General features: G+C 45.6%; 18 protein-coding genes. All 18 read left to right on the top strand.

All coding sequences use genetic code 11. The features are described from left to right. The 18 genes from AC3RCI_RS24655 to AC3RCI_RS24570 all read left to right on the top strand — a co-directional run bounded on the left by AC3RCI_RS24655 (position 1) and on the right by AC3RCI_RS24570 (position 24906). Positions 1–1908 (top strand): P-loop NTPase family protein, encoded by a 1908-nt coding sequence (locus tag AC3RCI_RS24655; RefSeq protein WP_492526796.1) that lies wholly within the window; start codon positions 1–3, stop codon positions 1906–1908. Continuing rightward, positions 1905–3977 carry a hypothetical protein gene (locus tag AC3RCI_RS24650; protein ID WP_492526794.1) on the top strand — a complete coding sequence of 691 codons (2073 nt, stop codon included), beginning with the start codon at positions 1905–1907 and terminating at the stop codon, positions 3975–3977. The genes AC3RCI_RS24655 and AC3RCI_RS24650 overlap by 4 nt, the downstream gene beginning before the upstream one ends. Positions 3978–3994: 17 nt before the next feature. After that, entirely contained in the window at positions 3995–4486 is a 492-nt protein-coding gene (locus AC3RCI_RS24645) for an ABC transporter permease (RefSeq protein ID WP_492526792.1), read from the top strand. A 35-nt stretch (positions 4487–4521) separates the two neighbouring features. Next, positions 4522–4902: a hypothetical protein gene (locus tag AC3RCI_RS24640; RefSeq protein WP_492526790.1), complete on the top strand. Its 381-nt coding sequence runs from the start codon at positions 4522–4524 to the stop codon at positions 4900–4902. Positions 4903–4915: 13 nt separating this feature from the next. Then, positions 4916–5464: a hypothetical protein gene (locus AC3RCI_RS24635; RefSeq protein ID WP_492526789.1), complete on the top strand. Its 549-nt coding sequence runs from the start codon at positions 4916–4918 to the stop codon at positions 5462–5464. Further along, a complete protein-coding gene (locus AC3RCI_RS24630; protein WP_492526787.1) occupies positions 5451–6434 on the top strand; it encodes a hypothetical protein in 984 nt (327 codons plus the stop codon). The genes AC3RCI_RS24635 and AC3RCI_RS24630 overlap by 14 nt, the downstream gene beginning before the upstream one ends. A gap of 30 nt (positions 6435–6464) precedes the next feature. Then, entirely contained in the window at positions 6465–10469 is a 4005-nt protein-coding gene (gene essC / locus AC3RCI_RS24625; RefSeq protein ID WP_492526786.1) for a type VII secretion protein EssC, read from the top strand. A 128-nt stretch (positions 10470–10597) separates the two neighbouring features. Continuing rightward, on the top strand, positions 10598–10867 hold the full coding sequence (locus AC3RCI_RS24620; RefSeq protein WP_390587442.1) for a WXG100 family type VII secretion target: 270 nt from the start codon (positions 10598–10600) through the stop codon (positions 10865–10867). A gap of 74 nt (positions 10868–10941) precedes the next feature. Then, positions 10942–11691 carry a vWA domain-containing protein gene (locus AC3RCI_RS24615; protein ID WP_492526785.1) on the top strand — a complete coding sequence of 250 codons (750 nt, stop codon included), beginning with the start codon at positions 10942–10944 and terminating at the stop codon, positions 11689–11691. A gap of 18 nt (positions 11692–11709) precedes the next feature. Continuing rightward, positions 11710–11991: an EsaB/YukD family protein gene (locus tag AC3RCI_RS24610; RefSeq protein WP_390587447.1), complete on the top strand. Its 282-nt coding sequence runs from the start codon at positions 11710–11712 to the stop codon at positions 11989–11991. 38 nt (positions 11992–12029) lie between these two features. Beyond that, a complete protein-coding gene (locus AC3RCI_RS24605) occupies positions 12030–13388 on the top strand; it encodes a protein kinase (RefSeq protein ID WP_492526784.1) in 1359 nt (452 codons plus the stop codon). A 16-nt stretch (positions 13389–13404) separates the two neighbouring features. After that, on the top strand, positions 13405–14214 hold the full coding sequence (locus AC3RCI_RS24600) for a hypothetical protein (RefSeq protein ID WP_492526783.1): 810 nt from the start codon (positions 13405–13407) through the stop codon (positions 14212–14214). Beyond that, positions 14215–14490, top strand: a complete 276-nt coding sequence (locus AC3RCI_RS24595; RefSeq protein WP_024632683.1) for a WXG100 family type VII secretion target — start codon at positions 14215–14217, stop codon at positions 14488–14490. 12 nt (positions 14491–14502) lie between these two features. Further along, entirely contained in the window at positions 14503–14850 is a 348-nt protein-coding gene (locus tag AC3RCI_RS24590) for a WXG100 family type VII secretion target (RefSeq protein WP_390587456.1), read from the top strand. A 12-nt stretch (positions 14851–14862) separates the two neighbouring features. Then, positions 14863–19725, top strand: coding sequence for an RHS repeat-associated core domain-containing protein (locus tag AC3RCI_RS24585; protein ID WP_492526782.1), 4863 nt, complete (start codon positions 14863–14865; stop codon positions 19723–19725). Then, the gene (locus AC3RCI_RS24580) at positions 19722–20267 is read left to right on the top strand and encodes a hypothetical protein (RefSeq protein WP_390587604.1); all 546 of its coding nucleotides are present in this window, start codon (positions 19722–19724) and stop codon (positions 20265–20267) included. Before AC3RCI_RS24585 ends, AC3RCI_RS24580 begins: the two co-directional genes overlap by 4 nt. 346 nt (positions 20268–20613) lie before the next feature. Then, entirely contained in the window at positions 20614–21561 is a 948-nt protein-coding gene (locus tag AC3RCI_RS24575; protein ID WP_390587601.1) for a copper amine oxidase N-terminal domain-containing protein, read from the top strand. A gap of 495 nt (positions 21562–22056) precedes the next feature. Further along, positions 22057–24906, top strand: a complete 2850-nt coding sequence (locus tag AC3RCI_RS24570; RefSeq protein WP_492526781.1) for a DUF5704 domain-containing protein — start codon at positions 22057–22059, stop codon at positions 24904–24906. The last annotated feature ends 125 nt before the right edge of the window (positions 24907–25031 follow it).

Below are 25031 nucleotides of genomic sequence, written 5' to 3'. Positions count from 1 at the left end.
ATGGGACTGAATTTCACCATTAATTTCCTTGCAATTGTTTTGATTGTAGCTGTTTTAATTGCTTATCTATTCGTGAAGCTGAATAAAAAACCGGGGCAAGCTGGAACACGTCAGAAAAATGAGAATGAAGAGCGATTCCAGTTCGATTATCTGCTTGAATACGTTAAAACCATGATCAATGAGTACGTCAACAGCAATCTATTGGATATGGGAATGACAAGCGAGGAATATAACCGACGTCAGGGAGTTGTAGCCGAGCTTAGAAGTGCAATGAAAAACGCTACTTCAGGCGATATACAAGAGAAAGTGTACTTGAAGCAATTTATATCTGATCTCCTGGAACGTAATTATGGTTTCAATGATGACAATATTAACCGAATTATTCCCTTTGAGGATGAAGATCAATTAACGCAGCAAGACAAATTCGATATTCTCCTTCACTTATACAAAAAGAAACACGGTTTCCATGCTCTAACTAAGCTAATAGACAAATATCAGCTTGATCAGCCTAAAAAATTTATTGAGGATGGAACCGTAGATTCATATGTAGTCACGGGAGAAGAGATTGACTCCATTTTTATCAAAGAAGCACGTGGTGGTTTAGAATTTGATGACAAGTTAGCTATCGTTGTGCAGCGTGTATACCAGCATTATAAAGGGTTCGGCGTTATTGATGAGATCCGGGACATGTCTATAGACGGCGTTTCAGGTGGTGTATCTGGTGTGCCGACCCATATGCAGATCGTGGAAGATGAGATTTCTCTATTACAAGGCATGAAGCAATACAAGTATCCGGGATACCAAAGTGTCTGGATATTCTTCCGAGGTAAGTCCATACATTTATCATTTTTAAGTTTTGAAACCGACCTTGAGTTGAAAAGGGTCTGTCAAAACATTTACAAGTATGATAATCCGGGGCAACTTACCGAAACTAATGGTTTCAAAGTGAATGAAATGAAGGATGGATCCAGGGTCGTCGTTGTTAGACCACCGTTTGCAGAGAGCTGGGCCTTTTTTGTTAGGAAGTTTGATCTTCCTAATATGAAATTGGATCATCTGATCTCGTCCAAAGATGCGGTAAATGCCGAGTTAGCTAGAGATATGATTAAGTATCTGATGAAAGGTGCGCAGGTTACTGCCTTTACTGGACCTCAAGGTTCAGGTAAGACATCTTTGGTCATGGCCTCAGTTAAATACATATATGCTACGTTAACTTTGAGGATTCAAGAGATGACATTTGAGCTTCATTTAAGAAGACTATATCCACAACGTAACTCATTAGCTCTGAGAGAGACCGAAAATATTACAGGACAAGCCGGACTCGATCTTCAAAAGAAAACAGATGGCTCGGTGAATATTTTGGGTGAAGTTGCAACAGACCCAGTAGCCGCTTGGATGATTCAGATGTCACAGGTCGCGAGTTTATTTACAATCTTCACACATCATGCTACCTCTGCACGTGAACTGGTATGGTCTTTGAGAAATTCCTTGCTCAAAACGGGAGTGTTTCAAAATGAACGTATTGCAGAAGAACAGGTTGCAAACGCAGTGCAATGGGACATACACATGCGGAAGGAAATGAACGGTAAACGTTATATTGAGCGAATTACAGAGATCACACCTGTCAGGTTTGAATCGGATACACTGGAGCACGAGGAAGCATTAATCAAAGGGGATTCTATAGAAAGTAAGTTGGATGCACTGGTGAATTTGCAAAGAGAAGTGTACAGAAGGAATAGCGGTAGAGTATGGAATGCCCGAAATATCATTGAATACCGTAACGGTGAATACGTAGCCGTGTCTCCAATCTCTCCAGAAAAGATCGAGAAAATGTTATTCAACATGAACGAGGAAGATCGTGAGAATTTCAGGCAGTTTCTGAATAAACACTGGGGGCAGGTTCAATGAATAAGTGGATATGGATTTTTGCCATTTCAGGTGGAGCCCTGCTTATCTCTGGTGGAATACTGCTTTACCTCATTCTGAAAGATCGCAAGCGAAAGAAGAACCGTGAGAATGTATGGCCTTCTACTAAAAATGTAACAGGAAGAACGCCGCGACAATTGTTGGTGTTTTATCAAAAATCATATCATCAACTGATTAAATTTCCGATCGTTAAGTCACAGATTTTAAAGATTCGTAAACGGTTGACAGCGATCAATACGTATGATGAATATTCTCTCCGTAAGGAAACGATGCGAATTACCTATTTAACATTAGGGTCGATTCTGGTCGGTCTTATTGTTCTTGCAGTCATTAGTAAAAGCTGGATGGCATTATTTTTTGGAGCATTGGCAGCCATTGTGGTAAACGAGCTGTTCATCGATATTTTTGTTAACCGGGTAGAGGATCGCCTGTTAAAACAGTTCTCCAACGTACTGGAGGATGACCGTCATCATTATCAGGAAGTTCGGATGGTTGATGAGGCCTTGTATCAGGCTGCACAATCATCGCCACATGATATCAAGCTCCAGACAGAACGGATTCACGAAGTATTAACATCCAAGGACCCCGGTCGGGAGTTGGAAAAATACTATGCGGTTGCGCCTAACCGCTATTTAAAGGTGTTTTCAGGGGTCTCTCACCTGATTATGGAGTATGGTGACCGTAATGTTCAGAAGGGCTCCATGTACCTGAACGCCATTAACAAGTTTGTACAAGAGATCAGATACGACCTGATGAGAAGACAAAAGTTGCGTTACAAATTAGGTGGACTTACTCTACTTGCGCTAATCCCAATTTTGCTATCGTTCCCTCTGCAAAGGTGGGCGGAAAACTATTTTCCGATTACGACAGAATTCTATGACAGCAGAATTGGTTTTCTTATCCGAATGTTTATATACGCCGCAGCGGTCATCTGTTACCTGCTCATCCGTAAATTATCGGAGAATGATGAAGCCAAATATGTGCCTAAGGGTCCGAGGAAAGAGTGGGAGAAGAAAGCATATTCATGGTCATGGGTGAAGTGGATCGTAGATCGATTGGTTCCAGCTCCGAATACGAGGAAACATCATCGAACCAATATGCTCTTAAAAGAAGCAAATTCTCATCTTACATTGGAATGGTTATATATCCACCGAATTGTCATCTCTGTCTCAACGTTTGTAGGTATTATTTTGTTTTCTTTATTCCTGCATTACAACAGCGTACATCATATCTTCAGCAAACCGACAGCAGAACAGACAAACATTCTGGGGTATATGGATGCCGATGAGCTGGAGCGCGCCAATCATGTAACGGCAATAGATAATCAAATTATCGAAGATCTGCAGCAGCATAAAGATCTGACCAGGGAACAGGTAGTTCAGTCCATAGAAACGCATTCCAATGAACCAATGACAGATGTGGCAATGAATAATACGGTCAATCGGATTGTAGAGAAAATAACCGTTGTGAATAACGAATACCTCAAATGGTGGGAGCTTCTTATTGCCATAGGTTTTGGAATGATAGGTTATTACATTACGATATGGATTCTACAATTTCAACGTAGATTACGTGCATTGGAAATGCAAAATGAAGTGGACCAGTTCCATGTTCTTATATCCATCTTGTGTGAATTTGAACGCATCTCTGTGGAAACCGTACTAGAGTGGATGGAACGTTACAGTATCATCTTCAGGCCAGCACTGCAAAAATGTTTGCTTAACTATGACAGTGGTGCAGAAGAAGCGTTGAAAATGTTGAAATCGGATGCACCGTTTGATTCCTTTGGCAGAATTGTAAAGCGCCTGATGCAGGCGGTAGATAAGCTCTCGTTACGGGAAGCGTTCGACGATCTGGAAATGGAACAGGAGTATTATGCCGAACAGAAGAAGGAACGCCTTGAGCGTTTAATTCGGAAGAAAACATCGTACGGTAAATTATTCGGCTGGACACCAGGGGCACTGCTCATAGCCCTTTATCTAGTATTTCCATTTCTATATATGTCATTTAAGCAGCTTAGTGATATATCAACACAATTACAAACCATTTAAGAAGGGATTGATTTTTCATGGAAGAAAATACAGGCGTCGGTATACGAGTCGCAGCGGGGATATTCCTCACTATTATGTTGATTACGATTGTCGTTATTATCACCATTTCATCACAGGATGCGGCCAAACAGGGACAGACAAAGATGGCTGCAATTACAACGCAGCTGTCGGATACGGAATATCAGACGTATAGCAATACTACTTTGTCAGGTAGTCAGGTGCTGAACGCAGTTAGGCAATATATGAATCAAGAGCAATTTGGAATAAAAGTTATTACTGGGAAACAAAAAGGCACAACTATTGATACTCAGAATCAAGGTGTTTTCTACGGAAGTAGTTTTAATACTAAAACCGGTGAAGTTGATGATGAGAGTTATAAGAATCTAGACTTACAATATGCGGAGAATCAATTCTACTCGGCCTATATAAATCCTAGTGGAAAATTTAAATCTACTATTGTTAGAGATAAAAATAACATGATAAATGGAATAATTTTTATACAAGAGTAGCTTAGAGAAAATAGTATTAAACAAGGAGGTCTCCAATGAGCGAAACAATGGAAAAGTTCATCTTAGTTGCAGCTGAAATCAGCATTCTGATCGTTGCCTGCATGTTCGCTCTTGGAGGCATTCAGTCTCAGGAAGCGGCCGTTAACGTCTCATACCAATCTGCAGTGAATGAGGAGCGAAGGCTATTCACAAGTCTCAACGTAAATGAGCAAGTTACATATACCGGGGCAGAGGTTCTTCAAAGTATAAGACAAATGAAAATGCTGGACGCCAATATACGTGTAGTCAATACGTACTTTTACAGTACAGAAGATATTGAGAGTATAGATGTATCAGGGATAGATCTTAATCGTACCTACGTTGTTTCCTATATTCGAGACAATCAAGGGAAAGTACAAACCATTGTTTTTACATAAAGGGTGAGCTAGTGTGGAAAACTCTTTCTCCAAAATATTAGGCATATTCATTGCCATCGTGCTGTTATTCTTGTATCCGTTATTCCAGCAGGCTCAGAGGCAGGATGACCTGTCTCAGATCGTTATCCATTCAGCGGTAACCACATTCGTAGATTCCGCAAGAACCAAGGGGTATATTACTCCACAGATGTATCTTGAATTCAACCAAAAACTTGGTGCAACGGGCAATCAGTATGATATTCAGATGGAGCACCTTCACAAAAAATATAATCCGGAATACACCGATCCCGCTGATCCGAGTACATTCCGTGATAGTTTTACGACTTATTTCGATGGTCATTATAATCAGGAAATTATGCAGAGATTGTTTCCGAATAATGCTGCATCCGATCTGGATCGCAGATATGTCATGGCAGTAGGGGACTTCTTCACTGTCAAAGTGAAAAATATCAATCGCACCATGGCAACTATTCTTAGTGATGTTTTTACCGGAGGGATCACGGACGGAAATACCAAAGTCTATGTTCCTTATGGGGGAATGGTAATTAATGAAGATTACTAATCTGGCAATACTGTTTATCTGTATTTTTGTTCCTTTTTATCTAGTGATGGATTTCCGGACAGGAGACCAGAAAACGGCACTTGCACTATCAGATCAATATTCAGCTTCTTTGCATACTGCCGTTCAGGATGCTGCACAAATGCTTAATATGAACGTCTTACAAGAATATGAGGCAGGGTATCAATCCAGGAAGTTCTTCTTTGCGAATAAGGAAAGAGCCTTGGACACATTCTTTCGCACACTCTATTTGAATTTTGACGTAGTCAATGACCCTGTCAGACAAGGGGCTCTGGCTGGATATATACCTGCTGTGGCCGTAATTGATTACGATGGATATGATCTGTATGCAGTAGATGAGTACAGGGATGCCAACGGTGAGAGAGTGTTCAAGCACATGTGGAGACCGAAGAAGCCGTATTCGTATTCCGACAGCAGAGGAAACAGTATCAATTTCACTTTGGATAGCTATGTATACGCGTATGATTCGTACACGGATGCTTGGGTTGAAGGGTTTCGTGAAGATTTGGAGGGTACGACCAACATCCCTTTGTTAGACAATGCAGCCGATTTTGAAGCGATGCGGAAGAGTGTCATTGTGAAAAGCATTCAACAGGATCTGGCTTATTATATAAACAAACATAATGAGTACGCAACTCGCTATGGGATCCATTATACCTTCAGCCTGCCGCAGATCTCACAGGAGGAATGGGTCAACTCCATTGACGACATTGGAATTATGGCATTTATTCAAGGAATCCCGATTGGGGATCAATTTTATAATAACTATGCTCTTGGTGGAGGACGACTGGTCAAGAAAACAGAGATTAAAGGCGCTGTAGATCCATCAACCGGCATCAAATATTATTACCTCAATACGTGCTCCTATGGATATAGGGAAGAGGAGACCTTTTCAAGTGAAAGAGATGCCGCAGCAGCAGGATATTTTCCCAGAGAATGTGTCAACCGCTAGAAAAAATATTGAAGAGGAGGCAGACCGAGTATGTCCCATTTTTTTTATAAAAGATCGCCAAGGATTATCAAAGAAACCTCGGGACAGGAAGTGGAGATCTTTTCGCCACCTTCCCTTCCTCAGCCGCCACAGCTAAATATCATCTCCATCATGGTACCCATCATGGTAACCGTTGCTGGTGGAGCAGCCATGATGACTTTTTATCAAAGTCGGGGGAATGGGCAATTCGTAACCGTGCAGATGATTTCCCTCTGTATGATGGTCGTTTCGTACTTTGTACCTGTACTTGTGCATTTTCAGAGCAAAGCGAAACACCGCAAGAAGATCAAAGATCGTGAACGTTTATATGACAATCATATTAATGAAAACAGGGAAACGCTGCAGAACTGGAAAAATGAATTGATTCTGAACTGGCATCAAACCCATCTAGATCCACAGTTCTGCATTAACATGGTCAAAGATCGAAGCTCTTCGGTCTGGGAGCGGATTCCTCAAGATTTCGACTTCTTGAAAGTCCGTGTCGGTATTGGAACCGTGCCAAGTAACTTCGATATTAAAGTGCCTAAGCAAAATGGGGTAGAGAAGGATCCGATGCTGGAAAAAGCGAGAGAAATGACGGAGAAATTCACTACGATTACCAATGCTCCTGCTTTGCTGGATTTGAGTAAATATCGGATTATTGGACTTGTCGGCGACGAAGAAGAGCTGAATATGTTCTGTCGTACGGTTGTGACGCAGCTTGCAGCGCATCATGCCCCAGATGAGCTGAAGATGGCGGTATTTATGAATAAAGTACAAAGAGAAAATTGGGAATGGATGCGCTGGATTCCGCATGTATGGAATGATACGCGTTCAGGTAGATACCTCTTCGAGGAGCGTGGATATCAGCCACAACTGATGGAGCAGCTGTTCACCCTTCTACAGCGTCGTCAATGGTTGAACAAGGGAGAGAAAGCACTCCCATTCTATGTTTGTTTCCTGCCTTTCATTGAGATGATAGAGCATGAGCCTATTCTCCCATTGATGATGAAAAGTTCGGAGATCATCGGTGTCTGCAGCATCGTTCTCGCACCGAGCAAGGACGTACTTCCGAAGGAGTGTGAGCTCGTTATTGATTTGAACTCCACCGAAGGTGTTATGCGTTCAACGAACGTAACGGGTGGCTCCGCTGGCGACGCTACTTATGCGAAACCCAAGGATGAGATCCCTTTTGTACAGCCTTTTAAACCGGATCAGATGACACTGGAGCAAGCAGATCAATTTGCACGTCAGATAGCTCCTTATCGAATTAAGCGTAATTCCGCGGACGAGATTGTAAATGTTCTGACGTTGTTTGAATTGTTCGGCATACAGAATATTGAACAGTTCCATGTGGAAAACAATTGGGAGAAGTCACGTTACCCTAATACCCTTCCTTTTCCAGTTGGTGTTCGAGGCGGGAAAAAGCCAGTTCTCTTGAATCTTCATGACAAGATTGAGCGTAAAGGGCATGGCCCTCACGGACTCATGGCAGGAACGACCGGTTCAGGTAAGAGTGAAGTTATTCAATCCATTATTGCATCGCTTGCGGTTGAATATCATCCACATGATATGGCATTTATGCTGATTGACTATAAGGGTGGTGGAATGTCCAATACATTCCAGGACCTGCCACATGTTATTGCTACGGTAACCAATCTCGAAGAAGAAGGGCTAATTGAACGTTCCAAGGTTTCTCTCAAAGCCGAGCTTAAACGACGACAGCGTTTGTTTATAGCGGCAGGCAATGTACAGCATATTGATGAGTATTATCTTACCGACTGGAAGGATCGGGAGCCGCTACCGCATTTATTCATCGTCATCGATGAGTTTGCACAATTGAAAAAAGACCAACCAGAGTTCATGAGTGAACTTGTTTCCATTGCGGCTATAGGTCGGACGTTAGGTGTGCATCTGCTCTTGGCAACCCAAAAGCCAGGCGGCGTTGTAGACGATAAAATCTGGAGCAACTCTCGTTATAAAGTCTGCCTCCGGGTTCAGGACGAGAGCGATAGTCGTGAAATGATCCGGATTCCCGATGCGGCTCATATTACAAATCCGGGGCGTGGTTTTCTACAGGTCGGCAGCAATGAAGTGTTTGAATCCGTTCAATTTGCATGGAGCGGAGCACCGTATCGTCCAGATCAGAATATTACGCAGTCGGATCGGAATATGTATGCGTATGAGCTGGATGGTCGCAGAACTAAATTGAGGGATCAATTGGATCTGATCCAGGAAGCAAAACCTTCTGAAGATAAGGCATTTAGCAAGAAACAATTAAACGTTCTTATTGAGCACATTGCAATGAAAGCAGAACGTGAAGGTATTCAGCGTTTACCAGGACCTTGGCTTCCCCCGCTGCCTAACCATCTGACATTGGAAGAGCTGGCGGTCACCACGAGCGAACCAGGAAAAGTATTGAATCCACAGGTTGGACTGATTGACGATGTCGTTAATCAGAGACAGTTCCCTCTTCGGATCGATCTTGAATCCGGTCATTGGTTAATATATGGCATGCCAGGCACGGGGAAGACTACCTTTATCCAGACCATGCTCTATTCCTTGGCAATGGAAACCACACCTAATGATGTGAATATTTATGCGCTGGATTTCGGAAGAATGCTGAAAGATTATACGCTGCTGCCTCATGTAGCGGATGTCATCCAGGATGATCAGGAAGAGAAGATGAACCGGTTGTTCAATTATCTGGAAGAGACCATTAGCAAGCGCAAAACGCTGTTTGCCGAAACGGGAGTGAAATCCAGACTGTCCTACTGTGCTGAAACAGGAAATACGCTACCCGCCATACTTGTGATTATCGATAGCTATGTAAGTTTCCGGGGACAATTCGAGAAGCTTCATGAGAAGCTGGATCCTCTGCTCCGTGAAGGGCCTGGACTTGGCATATACTTTGTGGCAACCATCAACCGAATCTCTGACATGTTGGAACGAATTCGGAGTAACTTCCCGAATGCTGTGTCATATATGCTTGCGGATGCTGGGGATTATAACTATGCAGTAGGCAGGCTGAACAAAGCACCAACACAGATGCCTGAAGGAAGGGCGTTTGTCAAGGGCACTATACCTCCGTATGAGTTCCAGACGGCATTATCCATCAATGCAATTAATGAGTCTTCCCGTGCAAAATTATTACGCGAACAATTTGCATTACTCGATGCGTCTTGTATGACTGCTAAACCTGAGGCCATTCAAGTATTGCCTGAAATCATTACAATTCCAGAAGTTTTAAAAGATTCAAATCTCTTGTCTGGTCCGACGCTTCCTGTACATATGGGCATTGATAACCTAAGAATGCTGGGGTGGGACATGGAAGCCGATGGTCCATATTTCATGGTCGGCGGAAGAATGGAATCTGGTAAAACTTCATTGCTCGTGACGATAGGATTGTTGTCAGCTATCAAATATTCGCCGGATGAGCTTGAACTCTACCTATGTGACTTTAGACGCACCCCTCAAGGCTTGGGAGCTTTGAAAGATCTGCAGCATACCGTAGCATTTGCAACCAATGAAGCAACCATGGAAGAGATGATGGAGGATCTGCGTACCAAACTGGAAGAAAGAGTTGCGGATCCGGATGAATCTGCTTCGAAGATGGTACTGATCATGGACGATGTTGATTTTCTGGCCAAGCGCATTTCCAGAACGATCACAGGTCATCTGGAGTATATTACCCGGAATGGACGAGAACATGGGGTCTACATTATCGTCTCTGGGCAAGCCAATACAATAAACCGTAATTATGATGAATGGATGAAAGAAATTAAATCAGGTCAGATCGGATGGTTACTGGGTACGGCTGAATCGACAGATACTGAGCTGTTTAATATTAAGGTTCCTTATGTCTCAGGCAGCCGAGTGCTGCCGGATGGAGAGGGCTACTATATTAAACGAAAATTTGTAAGTGTAAAAACGGTTCATGCTTTCGCCAATGGGGCCGCTCAGATAGAAGAACAAGTAGAGAGTATAAACAATGAATCGTTTCTTGTCGTAAATTAAGACAAAAAAGGAAAAAAGACTCACTAATGAGTCTTTTTTCCCAAAAAATGTTTGGTAATCAACTAGTTCTTTATATACAATAGGTTATGGGTAAAATTTATAAAAATGGTATAAAGGGGAAGATAGGAATGGCTAAGATTTTAATTACGCCCGAAGAAATTGATAACGCGGGATCGAAGTTTGACCAAGCAGCACAAGAAAGCGAGCAATTGGCTCAACAATTGAATTCCTTGATGGAATCCATGCGCTCCCAGTGGGAAGGTATGACTTCCCAAGGGTTTTATGACAGATTCGAATCCGACAAAAAGAACATGACCGTTTACGTAGAAATGCTACGCGCAGTAGGAACAGAATTGAAATCCATTGCAGATCGCTTCAGACAAGCAGACCAACAGTAGTCGTTACATAAGAAGCCAGGTAAACTTACCTGGCTTTTTCTATATCCATAGTATGAAAATGTGAGGTTATTCCTATGAGTTATTCAGTACATGCGACGGGAAGCACCCCCGCTCTACTAATCTATTTAATTGATATTAGCGGCTCCATGACCCTTGAGCTTGAAGGGCAACGGAGGATGGATATCGTCAATGAGGGACTTCAGACAATTATCCGTCAAATTGTCTACCGATCAACGAAAGGGTCTAAGGTGTCTCCTCGTTACCGAATTGCCATTCTTGCCTATAGTGATGAAGTGTACGATCTGCTGGATGGTGTGAAATCTATTGATCGTATCGCCAACCGTGGGAGCCTGCCACCGTTATACCCGAAACGCTTCACAGATACAGCCAAAGCATTCAAACAAGCAGAGAAAATTATTCAGTCTGAGCTTCGCAATATGGAGAATTGCCCTGCCCCGCTCATCTGCCATATGACAGATGGTATTTACACTGGGGAAGACCCTGAACCAATTGTCGAACGGATCAAAGCCATGTCGGTCCCTGATGGACAAGTGCTGATTGAGAACATTTTTATTACAGAGGATGCTTTGACCAGCCGTATCCGTGATACACGGGCTTGGAAAGGCATGATGCCGGATTCTTTTGTAGTGGATCCCTACTCGGAGAAGCTAAAACGAATGTCTTCGGTTATACCTGAGAGCTACCGCGAAATGATGATGGAATCTGGATATTCGGTTCAGAAGGGTGCACTTATGATGCTGCCTGGTACGAGTAAAGACCTAATTTCGCTAGGGCTGCAGATGTCTGCTTCAACCCCAATGTAACCGTTAGGAGGAGAACACATGGATCGAACATTATTAACTTTAATTATTGACGCGACAGGCAAAAAGACAGATATAGAGCTGCCTAACACGATACCTCTGCATGAATTACTTGAACCCATGCTCAAAGGATTAAATGAAGGGATGGCTCTTACGTTTCAGGCGTCAAACTATCGCTACTATCTCAGTCGTGATGGTAATGAATGGAGCACCATGGAACTTCAACAGTCTTTGGACGACTTACATGCAACGGATGGAAGCTATCTGCGCATTGAGCAAATTAACTCCTTCTCAACAATTTAGTTGCGAATCATTTTTTTGTGTAAAGGGGAGCAAGAATCGTGTTTCCACCGGATATAAACACTGAACTACGAATCAGAAACCAAGTATACAGACTGGTCCAGCACCCTCAATTTGAAGGTATGCCCTATGGTCAGGAAGGCAGAGAAGGAACGGTGTATAAGCTCGTCAACAGCTCGGGAGAGAGCAGTGCATTGAAAGTGTTCCGACCAGCCTTCCGCCAACCCTCTATCATGAAGCTAACAGAGTTAGTTGCAGACCTCACAGTCCATTCGGGACTGCGAGTATGGTCCAGAACCATACTGAATCCGCTTGAAGATATGGAGCTGCTTGGTCAATATCCCGAGCTGCTGTATGGTGCACATATGCCGTGGATTGATGGCGTGACATGGAGTGAATTCATGCTTGGCCGAGAAGCATTATCTCGGGAGGAATCATTGAAAATGGCAACAGGTTTGGTATCTACCATGGCTGTATTGGAGCAAGCAGGCATAGCCCATGCCGACTTGTCAGCTTCTAATGTGCTGATCATCAATCCTAATGAAGAGGCGAAAGACTTGTCTGTTGAATTAGTTGATGTAGAAGGAATGTACGCTAAGCAATTGGAGGAACCCGATAATTTGCCAGAAGGTACAACGGGATACACTGCAACTTTCCTTAGAGACTATGGAGATTGGAGCCCTCTTTCGGATCGATTTGCCGGTGGAGTCCTGCTTGCCGAGATGCTGGCTTGGTCGAGTACAGACATTTGTAAGCAAGCTTGGGGAGATAGCTATTTTGATCCTCAAGAGATTCAGCAACAAAGTGAACGTTATGTACTGCTTCAAGCGACGCTTGAGCAATGTTACGGCTCTGAAGTGGCAGCATTGCTAGAGCGATTATGGAATGCAGAGCAATTACAGCAATGTCCAACCTTTGGGGAGTGGCAGATTGCCCTGGTTTCAGCAAAGCAATTCATGGAGGAAGAAGTGGTATTACCAACTGAAATGGATATAGAACTGGAGCAATCTATTGAAGACTCTAATTACTTGCCGAGTGAGTATGCTGTCAATGCCTTAAGTCATGCCCAAGAGAATCAATTGGCACGAGCTCGTCAGTTGGAACGTCAGGGGAATCTGACATCGGCCTTCTGGGAATATGGCAAGCTGATTGAGCAATTTAACGAGCGTTCGCCATTTCATGTTGAGATTACCATTGCTATGGAGCAGGTGCAAGAAGGCATAGATCAGACCGTTTTTAATCCGGAACCCAAGCAGACCCTTGTGAAAAAAGGCTGGAATCAACTGATTCAGCAGAATAAACAGTCTACCTACGACCGTATGTGGCTCTATGTAATAGGTGGTTCAGTTGGTGCACTTGTTTTTGCTTTAATTGTCTATGTTATTGGTCTATTTAAATAGAAGGAGTGTGTTTATCTTGGAAAATGAATTACCGGAAGAGTGGTCATTTCAGCTCTCGCCTGAAGAGTTTTTCTTCTTGACCCAACTGGTAGGTGTTCGTCATATAGCCCATTTTGAAGATCCCTATCGTGGATATCTGGCTAAGGAATTGGAAGCGGAATATAAAGTTATAGAGAAAGCATTTGTGGAGAAAGGGTATCTGGTCCCGAAGGAAGAGGGGCCGGGCTATAATATGGATGAAATGCTAGCCTATTGCATTGCTGCATGTGGCAGTGCTGATGTCATGCATGTAAACAAAAAGATTGAAGGCACTGGGAAATACGAAGGTCACTACTACTTCACGCCTCGAATCGTTGTTGAACAAACATTGGATGAGTCAGGAGGCATTGTGCTCGTTCCTGTGGCGGATGCCAAGTTAACATTAGAAGCGATGAAAGGCTTTTTCCCGCTCACCCTTCAATATAAAAGTGCTGCCAAAAAGGCGGTCATCAAAGATTGCACCTGGCAACAATGGAAACAACTTAGCGAAGTCGATCGGCATAACAGACTGGTACAAGCGGGACATACGGAGGAACAGGCAGAGCTTGCGTTAGATATTTTCAGCAACGGAGAGCGTTCAGGTTCCATGATGTTCATGAAAAGGCACGGATTAATGTGGCATCAGGAAGATTACCACTATGCGCAATGGGGAGACAAGCTGTATCTGGCGGTTGAACTAACGGAGGGCACACTTCAGTTCCAACCCTATAAGCCTGCAATTCTAAAAAAAGCATTACTACGATTCGCGGATCAAATTGAAAAACTGGATGGGAAAGGGGTCAAATAAATGGCAGACCGTATCAAAATAGAACCTGAACGTATTAAGGAAATCGCAACCCGATTTCTGGCCAGCAGTCAGGAAAGTATTGCTTTGTCCAGAGAGTTGAAGTCATTAATTGATGGAATCACGGGGGAATGGGAGGGGAAATCCCAAGAACGTTTTTATTCTTCTTACAAAGATGCCCATGTTCAACTGGAGAGTGTATCTACTGTGTTGAAGGATGTAGGGGACGAGCTTAAAGCGATTGCCGAGAGATTTAGTAAGGCAGATTCAATAAAGTAAGGAGATGTACATATGCCGATTCGGCCTGACGTCAGTAAGCTGCGGAGCATCGCCTCCAAATTACGCAGCAACAGCAATAAGCTGGAGAGTGAGCGTTCCAGCATTAGTAGCAATGTACAGTCCATGACCTGGCAAGGAAGAGTGTATCAGCACTTTATGGATGATTTTCGGGATACAACTCAGCGAATGAGACAGACTGCGGATGAAATGGAACAGTTTGCGCGCCGACTGGAGGCATTAGCCAATCAGTTCATGCAGGAAGATCTGGAAGAAGAGCGCAGAGAGAGAGAACGCCAGGAACGCGAACGCCAGGAGCGGGAAAGACAAAGAGCAGCCGCCGCTGCTGCGAAGAAGAAATAAGGGGGAAGTAACGTGAAATTGGAAGTCAGCCTATCCGACCTGAAGCGGACCTCGAAGAGTCTGGACGGAGCCGCGGATGAGATGGGGGATCTGCGTACGGATCTGAACCGGGCGATGAACAGCCTCAGCTACAAAACCCTCAGTCAGGGCGGGGTACAGAGTACGTTCACCCACCTGATGCGAGAACTGGACGGCTTGCAAAGTAAGCTGGAAGTGCTGTCAGAGTTGACTCGCCGCAAGCGAGAAGAATATGAACAAGCGGACCGGGAAGGCAAGAAATTCAATTGGGGGAAGCTGGCCAGCTTCCTCACCTTTGCATTGGGTACTGTGCTGGATTTCCTGCCAGTGGTCGGAAATGTGAAAGGGATTATCGAGGCCATCACGGGCCGGGATCTACTGACGGGAGCGAAGCTCGCTTGGTATGAACGCGGCCTTTCCGTGCTGGGACCACTGGGGAAAGCGGGAAATAAGGCGGCTTCCCTCTTCAAGTATGCCGACGAGGCCCTTGAGTTGACGGGAAAAACAGTGAAGCATGCCGATGACGCTGCGGATGCGGCCAAAACCGTAGGCCGCAGCGCGGATGAAGCCATCGATGCCGTACCTACCAGCCCGAACAAGGCGGGAGTACCTGGAAACTCGACCCGGGAAGCGGGGGATGACATTGCCGGGGCGACGCCGAAGTCGACCAAAGCAGGAGAAGGTCCGGCAGGCTCCAGAGATGCGGGCGAGACGCCGATGACGAGTAATAAACCGGCGGGCAAAGCAGACGAAGCGCCTGGCGATGCCGGATCCACACGTCAAGATACGGGACTCTCGGATGCGGAGAAGGCAGCGGCAGCGAGTGCAGTAGGCGGAACGGGTTCCGCAGCAGCTGCTTCCATGTTAAAAAACAAGCCGGGGAGTGCAGGTGTGAAAGGGGCAGAGCCGCCAGGGGCGCCCAAGACGAAGGATGTCGATGCTTCGCCGCACCAGCCGTCTACGGGTCGAACCACCGAAACGCAGAATCCTCAGAAATCACATGCAGAAAGTAAAGTGGAGGACCCAATTCACGCAGCGACCGGTCATCAGTTTATGAATCACCGTCTGCTGACGCTGCACGGAGCAGCCGACTGGCCCTTCACCCTCATCTACCATTCGGGACTGTTGCAGCGGGGAGAGTTAGGCCCGGCTTGGACACATCAATATGGTCTGCGGTTGGACATCACTCCGAAGGATTCTCAGACTGATGCCGAAGCTAGTGAGGCATTCCAACCCATCGTTGATGTCTGCTGGACGCCGGGACGGAAGAACCGATTTACGCACCAAGGGGACGGCATTTATCGCAGTGATGACCTGGATGTGAATCAGGACGAGCTGACCTACACCGAGCAGGGTTGGCTTTATACAGCCCGTAGTCCGCGCGAAACGTACCAATTCAATCTCAATGGCGTACTGCTTCGTCACACCAACAAGGACGGACTGTCACTTGATCTGGTCCATGATGAAGAAGGAAAACTCCAGCAGCTGCAGGACCGGGTCACGGGACGTATGCTGACACTGGACTACACCGCGGAAGGAAATCTTGCCGCGGTCAGGGATGCCTTGCGTGAAGCGACATTTGGCTATGATAGCGCAGGATTTCTGGTGCGTCTAACCGAACCGGACGGTACAATCACGGAAATGACCCATGACGGCGAAGGGCGTCTGATGTCGCTGAGCGAAGCGGGCGTTGTTCAGTTTACCAATACCTATGACGAGAAGTACCGAATCATTGCGCAAACCGACCCATCCGGTGTAGCAGGGCGGATGGCGTATGATACCGAGAGTCATCCGGGTCAGACGTGGACCACGGTTACCAATCGGCTGGGTCAGACACGCATCCTCTTGCATGATGACGCCTTGCAGCTCCTCGAAGTGCAAGGCGAGGATGGCGGTATTACACGTTATACCTACACGTCACGAGGGCAGATGGCCAGTGCGACGAATCCGCTGGGCGAAACCACGACGTATGTCTATGATGAAGAAGGGCATCTGATCCGCGAAATCGATCCGCTGGGTCATGAAACGGAATATCACTACACTGCGCACCACCAAGTTGCGCGTGAAACGGATGCAGAAGGTGGTGTGACCGCCTACCAGTATGATGAACAACAGCGCCTGACCGAAGTGAAACGTCCAGATGGGAGCACAGCGAAGTGGACCTACACCGAAGCGGGGCAGACAGCCACGTACCAGGACTTCACGGGTGCGGTCTGGACCTATGGCTACAGCGATACGGGCGAGCTTCAGCATACGCTCGATCCGGAAGGTCGACGTTTGCAGGTTGGCTGGGATGAAGCAGGCCGACTGGTCGAACTGAAGGATGCCGCGGGAAGTGTGAGTCGCCGGAGCTACGATGGTGCAGATCGCCTGACATCTATCACCGACCCGCTGGGCCTCACGTGGCAGACCGTGTATGATGCCAGTGGGCAGCGCATTCGGGAGACACGTCCGTCTGGCGCTTCCATGCAGTATACGTATACACCGAATGGTGAGGTCGCAACCATCACCGATGCACTCGGTCACACCCGGCAATATACCTATGATGCCGAGAATCGCCTGATTGCCGAAACGAATGCGCTGGGCGAAACGACTCAACTTACTTATGACACCGCAGGTCGATTGCAGACCGTGACCGATGCATTAGGACACATCACGAAGTATTACTATGATGGTGCAGGACGTCTTAACTCCGTGATGGATGGCGAAGGGCGGACCGTCCAGCAGCTGACCTATGATGCCGCTGGTCGTCCGGTGGCGTGGCAGGATGGCCTTGGTCACACGACGCGGCTGCGGTTCAATGCCCTCCATCAACGCGTCGAAGATACCGACGCAGATGGCCATACCCGCCATTATCGCTACGATGCCGCGCACCGCCTGACCGAAGTGATCCAAGGTGAAGGCGCAGACGAAGTAACCTATCGCCAGACATGGGATGGCGAGGATCGCAATACGAGCTATACGGATGCGAGCGGGAATGAAACCCGTCTGACGTATGACCGCAGTGGTCGCTTGCTGCAGGAAACGAACGCTGCCGGAGCACAAACCGCCTACACCTATGATGAACGCGGCTGGTTAAAGGCTAAGCTGGATGCCAAAGGGCAGGAAACCCGGTATGCATATGATGCCGCGGGCCGCTTGATCCGTGCAGTGGATGAGGCAGGCGAAATCGTGCTGACCTACACGCCGGATGGACAGGTGGCACGTGTAATTGAAGCGGAGCAGCATGAAGAACGAACCTACGATGCGGCTGGACGCTTGCTCACGCGAACCGATGGATTTGGGCATCTGCTGCAGTACACGTATGATGCCGCAGGCCGGATGACGTCGCTCACGTATCCCGATGGCAAAGTGGTGCAGTATCGCTACCAAGCCACCGGTGAGCTGGCTGAAGTGAAGGACTGGAACGGTCGCCTGACCCGGTACCGGTATGATGCCAGCGGGAAACTCATCGACACCCGGCGTCCGAATGGCAGTCAGGAGCAAAGGGAGTATGATGCCGCAGGCCAACTGATTCGCCTGACGGATACGAGTGGACAGGGCATTCGTTTACAGCAATTCAAGTACGAATACAGCCCAAGCGGTTTGCTGCTGAAGGAAGAAAACAAACAGTATACGTATGACACCTTAAAACGCCTGCGCAGTGGCGCAGAGCCTGGCCGTATTGTACACTACATGTATGACCCGTCGGGCAACCTGACGAGTGAACAGGTCGGGGTGTCGGAACCCGTTGGCAAATTGCCGATACAGCAGCAGCTACATTACACCTGGGATAATCGACTACAGCGGATAGGGAACTATCCCGTCGAGATCGATGCCAACGGTAATCTGCTGTATGCGACCGATGGCAGCACCGCTTCGGCCTACGAATACGATGCTCGCAACCGTCTGGTGAAGGCAGGTAAACTGAAGTATCGGTACAACCCACAGGGAGACCGGATTGAACTCGCGCAGCGAGGGCAAGTGACCCGCTATGTGATCGACGATGCGCATGAACTGAGCCGGGTGCTGATGGAGCTGGATGGAGAAGGAAATGTGAAGGCCCGCTACATCTATGGACTGGGGCTGATTGGACGCGAAGATGCCAACGGAACGTATCTAAGCTACCATTACGACCTACGCGGCAGTACGACGTTGCTAACGGATGAGCAGAACCGGGTGACGGATCGCTATACGTATGGATTGTATGGCGAGCTGGAGCAACGGGAAGGAGTAACCCCGCAGCCGTTTGCGTATAATGGACGGGATGGCGTCATGACGGATGCCAACGGTTTGTATTACATGCGTGCGCGGTATTATGATCCGAAGCTGAAACGGTTCCTGAATCGTGATGTAATCCGTGGAGAGATTCAGGATGGGCAGACATTTAACCGGTATGCTTATGTGAACGGGAATCCGGTGAGTTACATTGATCCTTTAGGATTGAGTAAGTGGGAAACAAAGTCTGAGGGTGCGGCTAAGACTGGAGCATATAATTCTAATTTCTCAGGAGCGACTGGTCAAGGATTAGGGAAACTTGAAGGAATGGAGATAAACGTATCACAAAAAGGACTTGATATTGTAAAAAATCATCTTTCTACATTTGATGACTATGCTCCAAATCAAGCAATGATACAACGAATAGAAAACGCTTTGCAGAATGGCAAACCACTGACAGGAGCAGATGCTAGCTTTTATATGCATGAAGTTTCAGAATTTACAAAAATGGGGAAAGGCATGAGCTATGATGCTGCACATGCATCTGCAATACAGAAATATGAAGTTTCTCCATTTAGCGTCTATCATCCTGATGTTATTACATCAATGCCTGGAGAATTTAATTCTTCTTGGTTTAAATTTTGGGGGTTAAAAAAATGATGGTTATCATTGATTTGGGTAAATTCAGAGAAGCAGTACTTTGGAAAGATGAATTACCCTTACTTCCTAGTAACGTAGATCATGAGCTAGAGATATCAATGCAATTAAATAAGCCAGTTGTTTCAGAGAACAAAAAATTGGCAATAGAATTGAAATTGCCAAGGAATAGTTCATACTACGCGTTACTGGGTGTAGAGTATGCACCGAATCAAACCTCAGAAATAAAAATAAAAACTAATTTAAGTAATAGTCCTAATAACATGTATTCATCGGAGTTAGGGCTACACGATGAAATTTATTCAGGTATTCCCTCAGAATATGCCAAGGCAATCATCAATTCTGCCAAGGAAGTCGTTCTTGAGTCAGGTTGGCAACATTCAGGTAGCATAATATTTGGTTTAGGTGCTCATAGTTTAGTTGGTTCTAGTGAAGCTGTTTTTTCTAAGGTCACAAAAGTCTTAATAGCCTTATTAATTAACGAACTGTCAATAGGTACTTCACAGAGCGATGAATCAGTAATTCGTACAAAACTGGATAAATAATTTGTTACCGTTGCGATTGAACCTTGATTGGCTTAGTCCCCTTTCAAGGTTTTCTTTTTGGTGGGGCTACCCAGTGCCGAATGAACCCATCATTCACCCAATAACACATATAACCCATGTGATACCCGTATAAAGATTCTATAAAGTCTTCTTAAAGATAACATGAATTGGACAGAATGATTCGTTATACCTATATTTCCTGAGTGGATAGTGGTAAAATATTCTTATTATTGGATAGTTTGATTGGTATTTAGGATCTATATGATCATCTATATACAAAAGAGATGTTGTTGAAACAATCAAATGAAGGAGCCAAGTACATAAGGAAAGTCGAGGGAATTAGAGAATGAAGAAATTAGTGTTACCTTTATTAGTAGGAGTTTTGTCTGTAAGTATGATGGGTTCAGGAACAGGAACAATTGCAGCAGCAAGTAAACAATCAACAGTGGAAGTATTACTGAATACGAAGAAATTAAAATTTCCGGATGCCAAGCCGTTTCAGGATCGTCAAGGTAGTGTGATGGTTCCGATTCGTTTTGTTTCAGAAGCCTTAGGGGCGAAAGTATCCTACTCCAAGACAGGCAAAGTGACACGGGTTGGTATCCAAAGTAAAGATCATCGGGTTGATATGACAATTGGACAAACTGCAGCTCTCGTGGACGGACAGAAAAAAGACTATGGTACGCAAATCATTTTGAAGCAGAATCGGACATTCGTTCCACTGCGCTTGGTCAGTGAAGGGCTTGGTCAAAAGGTGGAATGGGACAAAATTGGTCGCTGGGTTTGGATTGGGAAAAAAGACTTCCGGAGTACGGACGATAAGGAGTTTAAGTTGACGAAACTGAGTGATTTTAATGCTTACACTAAGAGTGAAAAATCTTTTATTAATATGAAAGGCGAAACATACACAGGTCTGAAGATTATTAAGGAAAGTGATCTCCCAGTTCAATTGAGTGATGGACAAGTGGTATATAGCATTGATATGGTCAAGGATAAAGATGATGACATGATTCAAATTCGAAGCAGTCGTCGGGGAAACCCTATTAGTTTTTTAGTTGAAAATAGTTTTGTAAGAGGCCGTGGTGTGGTTGATAGTCTCTTTAAAGACAATGGTGATAAAACAGGAATGAATTATTTCCCTGTAATCAGCAGGCTGGATAAATTTCAAGATGGTAAATATATTCAGAATTATGAAGGTTGGAAAGATTACAGAATCAGTCAGGCTGATTACATTTTGCTTGAAGATGGAAGTTTGGATGACTACGCAGTAGCCATTGTTAATCCGTTCAAGTAAGGGTTGATGGAGATGAAAAGGACGATTAGCTCGTTACTCAGCCTAGTACTTATTCTTTCTTCTTTACTTCTAATATTTACATTTAACCCGGGTAAAGCTGAAGCAGCCGTTTGGTCCATTAGTTCAAATCGGTTGCTTCAGGATAAAGATAACCCAAATCTTTATTACTTCGTAGGTATGGTATATTACGAGGTCTGGAGTAACACTTCAGGGCAATGGACTGGAGATGGTCATCATCCCGGATCTAAAGTTCCCACAGTAGATGGAGGGACTTACGAGTTTAAATTTGGATCCAATCGAAAAATCAAGGATATTACCGTAAAACCTTTTGATTTCAATTGGACGCTTGCCAATGATACGTTTAATAAATCTAGATCTGGAGAGTTGAGAGATAGAGACCGGAAATACTATTGGGATGCTACTTCTAATGTTACGTACTCATACAAAGAATCACCTCCCGTTGGAATAGGGACAAATATAGGAAGAAAAGATGCCTTGGTTAAGGATGGTGTTCTAACTGCTAGAGATAAGGCCGTTGATCGGAGGGCAGAAGAAGAAAAAGATGGCAGGGTTTTCGGGCCGAACGTAGAAGGATGGCAATACTTCTTCCCAACCCTCTTTACAATTGAACTTGAACCAGAAGAAGGCAAGGCTATAGTAAAGCACTGGACAACAACAGGACAGAGCTTGGATGGTGTTGACGGTTTTAGGGATAAGGAAGAAAAGCTGGAGAAAGATAAGGAATATAGTTATACGCACACAGCACCCGGAGACAAATATACATACGAAGGTTACAAGAAAAGTACCGTCGCTGCCCCGAGTGGTGGAAGCCGGTCACAGGGAGATCCGGGCAAGTTCACCTATAACGGAAAGTATTCTTATTATTATGTATACTTCTATTACAAGTTGAAAAACGACGATAATCCAACGATACCTGATAATGTTTGTACGGAGCCCGTTCCAGGACGAACGCTGGAAGGTAAGTACATGGATCCAGTCGTGACCGCCATGATTAAGGCAGATCAACGGGGCAATGAACCTTTTGATGTGCTCAAGGGGATTCCTACCTCCGAAAGTCTGTACGGAAACGTATTTAGTCGGGATTATTTATTTGAACATACCTTTGTACAAATGACAGGTACTTGTACATATCAGTTTGATGTTGAGAAAACGTGGACCCTAAAGTGGGATCCCAAAAAGACCGAAACCGATGCGGAGGGGAATGAAACGGAAGTTCCGGATCCGCAAGAGGCGGAAGAAACGGTGACCAAGCCATATACCGTCGAGCGTCCGTATGCATACTGGACGATTGATACCTTAAGCGTGTACAGCATTGATGAGGCCACACTTGTCAACTATGCATTTGGCTCTGGACAAATCATGTTGCAACCAGAGGGTTATATTCCCCCAGATTTTCAAGCAGAAACAACGGGCTATTATTATCCGCCACCTAATCCAGTCAAAGTAACAGCCCCACCCGGTACGGAAACGGGAGGCAAGGATAAACCTTCTCCACCCGATGAAGATCTACAACATGTGGCCGAAGAGGCAGTTCCCGATGTCGAGGTCGAGAATGATGCCTTTTACTTTAATGGAGCGACGGTTATGGATCCGCAGCGGTCTCCTGAATCTGGCCCGCAACCAGGTGAAATTCCGGCTCCCATACAGATTGATGAAAATGTGCTGTATAGCCCGTACAACTTTATTCCGACTAGTAAGACCAACAAGAAAGATACAACGAGCAAGGGTACTATCCGTTATACCTTAATGGATAACAGCGTTAATGGAGGCGATGACCAAGAGTACGACATTTATGGTATCAACACCGTCACCGTGCATACCCCAGTTGTAAACTACTCGCTGGTTTCGGATGATCAGCCGCATAACCAGAAAACGGTGCCGAACATGAACCGCTCTGCGCTCATTTTGGAACGGCCCTTTACGGTACGCATTCCGACGAGCGGTCAGCATTTGGATGCGGGTTCCTACCCGGGATATGGAAATCGGGATTATGCCAAGTATTATCGGATTAAGCAAGTACGGTTTCCTTTTGATGTCTACACTGCGGACCGGACGCAATTTATTCCGCGAAACACGTGGATTGACATTCCGGTATCGGTGCTGGACACAACCTTCTATCTCCCCGTGTGGGTAGATGAAGGAGACTACCAGGTGGAATTCCGAAATATCGCCGAAAACGCCCCCTCGGACTACAGTACACAGCCGGAAATTGATGCTCAGCCGGATGCGAATACTGACCTGTACTACCACGTTGCATCGGACGAAGTTTCCGTCGAAGTCATTGGGAGATTATACGATTTTGAGATTACCGATATTGCGGACTACAACTGGGAGCTTGTTTTCCGCCGGTTCAAAAATAGTATTGCGCCAACCTGGATCAGTTACTGGACCGGTACGCAGGATATCGATGGCGACAAGCGGGGCAATAAACCGCAATTTACCGTACCCATCCGTCCTGGCAGCCATCCGCTGCAAGGCTACCAGAATGTAGCCGTGAAGACGGGATACCACTTCAAATTCGATTTTAAAACGAAAGGCAATATGTTTGGCCCGAGGGACGGTATACGGTTGACTCCAACCTTTGATTTTGTCACGAAGGATGGGAAGACACGCGTACCCGTGGATCTATACTACTCCACCAACCAGCGAAACTTTATTCGCATAGGTTCGGCAGAGGACCAAGTGAAGCGGTTCGTCATTCTGAACGATCGGTTGCGTCAAGTATCCTCGGAACAGCTGCGGGATACAGCTACCTATATATATAATCGGTATGGTGAGATCCATCCAGGAATGATGAGCGAACGAGCCTATCAGGACTATTACCGGGACAAATTCACGAAAATGAAGACTCCGGTAGGCGGATACAGCCTGCTGCTCCTGCCCGAACAACTGCGAACATTTATCGGTCCGAAAACAAACATTCCAACGACCGCGAGTGCGGATGTGCTGCGGGCAAATGCTTCGATCCAGCAATGGTATGGGGAGTACAGTTTACCAGCTGAGCCCTATGTGGTGGAAGCGGGAACGAACTTGGCTGAGTATGGACGTACGCATGGCGGACTGGATGCCAAATCGCCAATCTTCCTGAAGGAGGGTTATATCGTGGTGAACTTCAATTTCGAATCCATTCGGGAAGGGAATCTGGCGGCACCGCATCTGCAATATATCCACGCACCATTGATGAACCAGTGGCTGCTGGAAGGGTTCCAGCGTCAGGTGCAGGATAGCTATGGTAACTCGTTTTCACTACGAGATGGAGATGTGGTGTTCTATCATGCAGACCGTTCCAGCCGGGATGATTTTAGTGCTCAGGTGCCGCATTAGTTTTAAGATGTAAAGCAAGGAATAGCAAAGTGAACAACGAAGCTCAAACAAGAAATCTGTAGACCGATCTGCGGTATGCCTTGCGGTGTACCGCATTTTTTAGAACGATTATCCAAGCAAATAGC

The sequence above is a fragment of the Paenibacillus sp. MT124 genome (genome assembly GCF_058792755.1).
The sequence above is the reverse complement of the archived record's forward strand: the minus strand, read 5'-3'. Positions and strand labels throughout refer to the sequence as shown.

Excerpts from the sequence above, each read along its gene's own strand:
- AC3RCI_RS24655 (WP_492526796.1), top strand. The coding sequence starts at position 1 with ATGGGACTGAATTTCACCATTAATTTCCTTGCAATTGTTTTGATTGTA.
- AC3RCI_RS24650 (WP_492526794.1), top strand. The coding sequence starts at position 1,905 with ATGAATAAGTGGATATGGATTTTTGCCATTTCAGGTGGAGCCCTGCTT.
- AC3RCI_RS24645 (WP_492526792.1), top strand. The coding sequence starts at position 3,995 with ATGGAAGAAAATACAGGCGTCGGTATACGAGTCGCAGCGGGGATATTC.
- AC3RCI_RS24640 (WP_492526790.1), top strand. The coding sequence starts at position 4,522 with ATGAGCGAAACAATGGAAAAGTTCATCTTAGTTGCAGCTGAAATCAGC.
- AC3RCI_RS24630 (WP_492526787.1), top strand. The coding sequence starts at position 5,451 with ATGAAGATTACTAATCTGGCAATACTGTTTATCTGTATTTTTGTTCCT.
- essC (WP_492526786.1), top strand. The coding sequence starts at position 6,465 with ATGTCCCATTTTTTTTATAAAAGATCGCCAAGGATTATCAAAGAAACC.
- AC3RCI_RS24620 (WP_390587442.1), top strand. The coding sequence starts at position 10,598 with ATGGCTAAGATTTTAATTACGCCCGAAGAAATTGATAACGCGGGATCG.
- AC3RCI_RS24615 (WP_492526785.1), top strand. The coding sequence starts at position 10,942 with ATGAGTTATTCAGTACATGCGACGGGAAGCACCCCCGCTCTACTAATC.
- AC3RCI_RS24610 (WP_390587447.1), top strand. The coding sequence starts at position 11,710 with ATGGATCGAACATTATTAACTTTAATTATTGACGCGACAGGCAAAAAG.
- AC3RCI_RS24595 (WP_024632683.1), top strand. The coding sequence starts at position 14,215 with ATGGCAGACCGTATCAAAATAGAACCTGAACGTATTAAGGAAATCGCA.
- AC3RCI_RS24590 (WP_390587456.1), top strand. The coding sequence starts at position 14,503 with ATGCCGATTCGGCCTGACGTCAGTAAGCTGCGGAGCATCGCCTCCAAA.
- AC3RCI_RS24580 (WP_390587604.1), top strand. The coding sequence starts at position 19,722 with ATGATGGTTATCATTGATTTGGGTAAATTCAGAGAAGCAGTACTTTGG.
- AC3RCI_RS24575 (WP_390587601.1), top strand. The coding sequence starts at position 20,614 with ATGAAGAAATTAGTGTTACCTTTATTAGTAGGAGTTTTGTCTGTAAGT.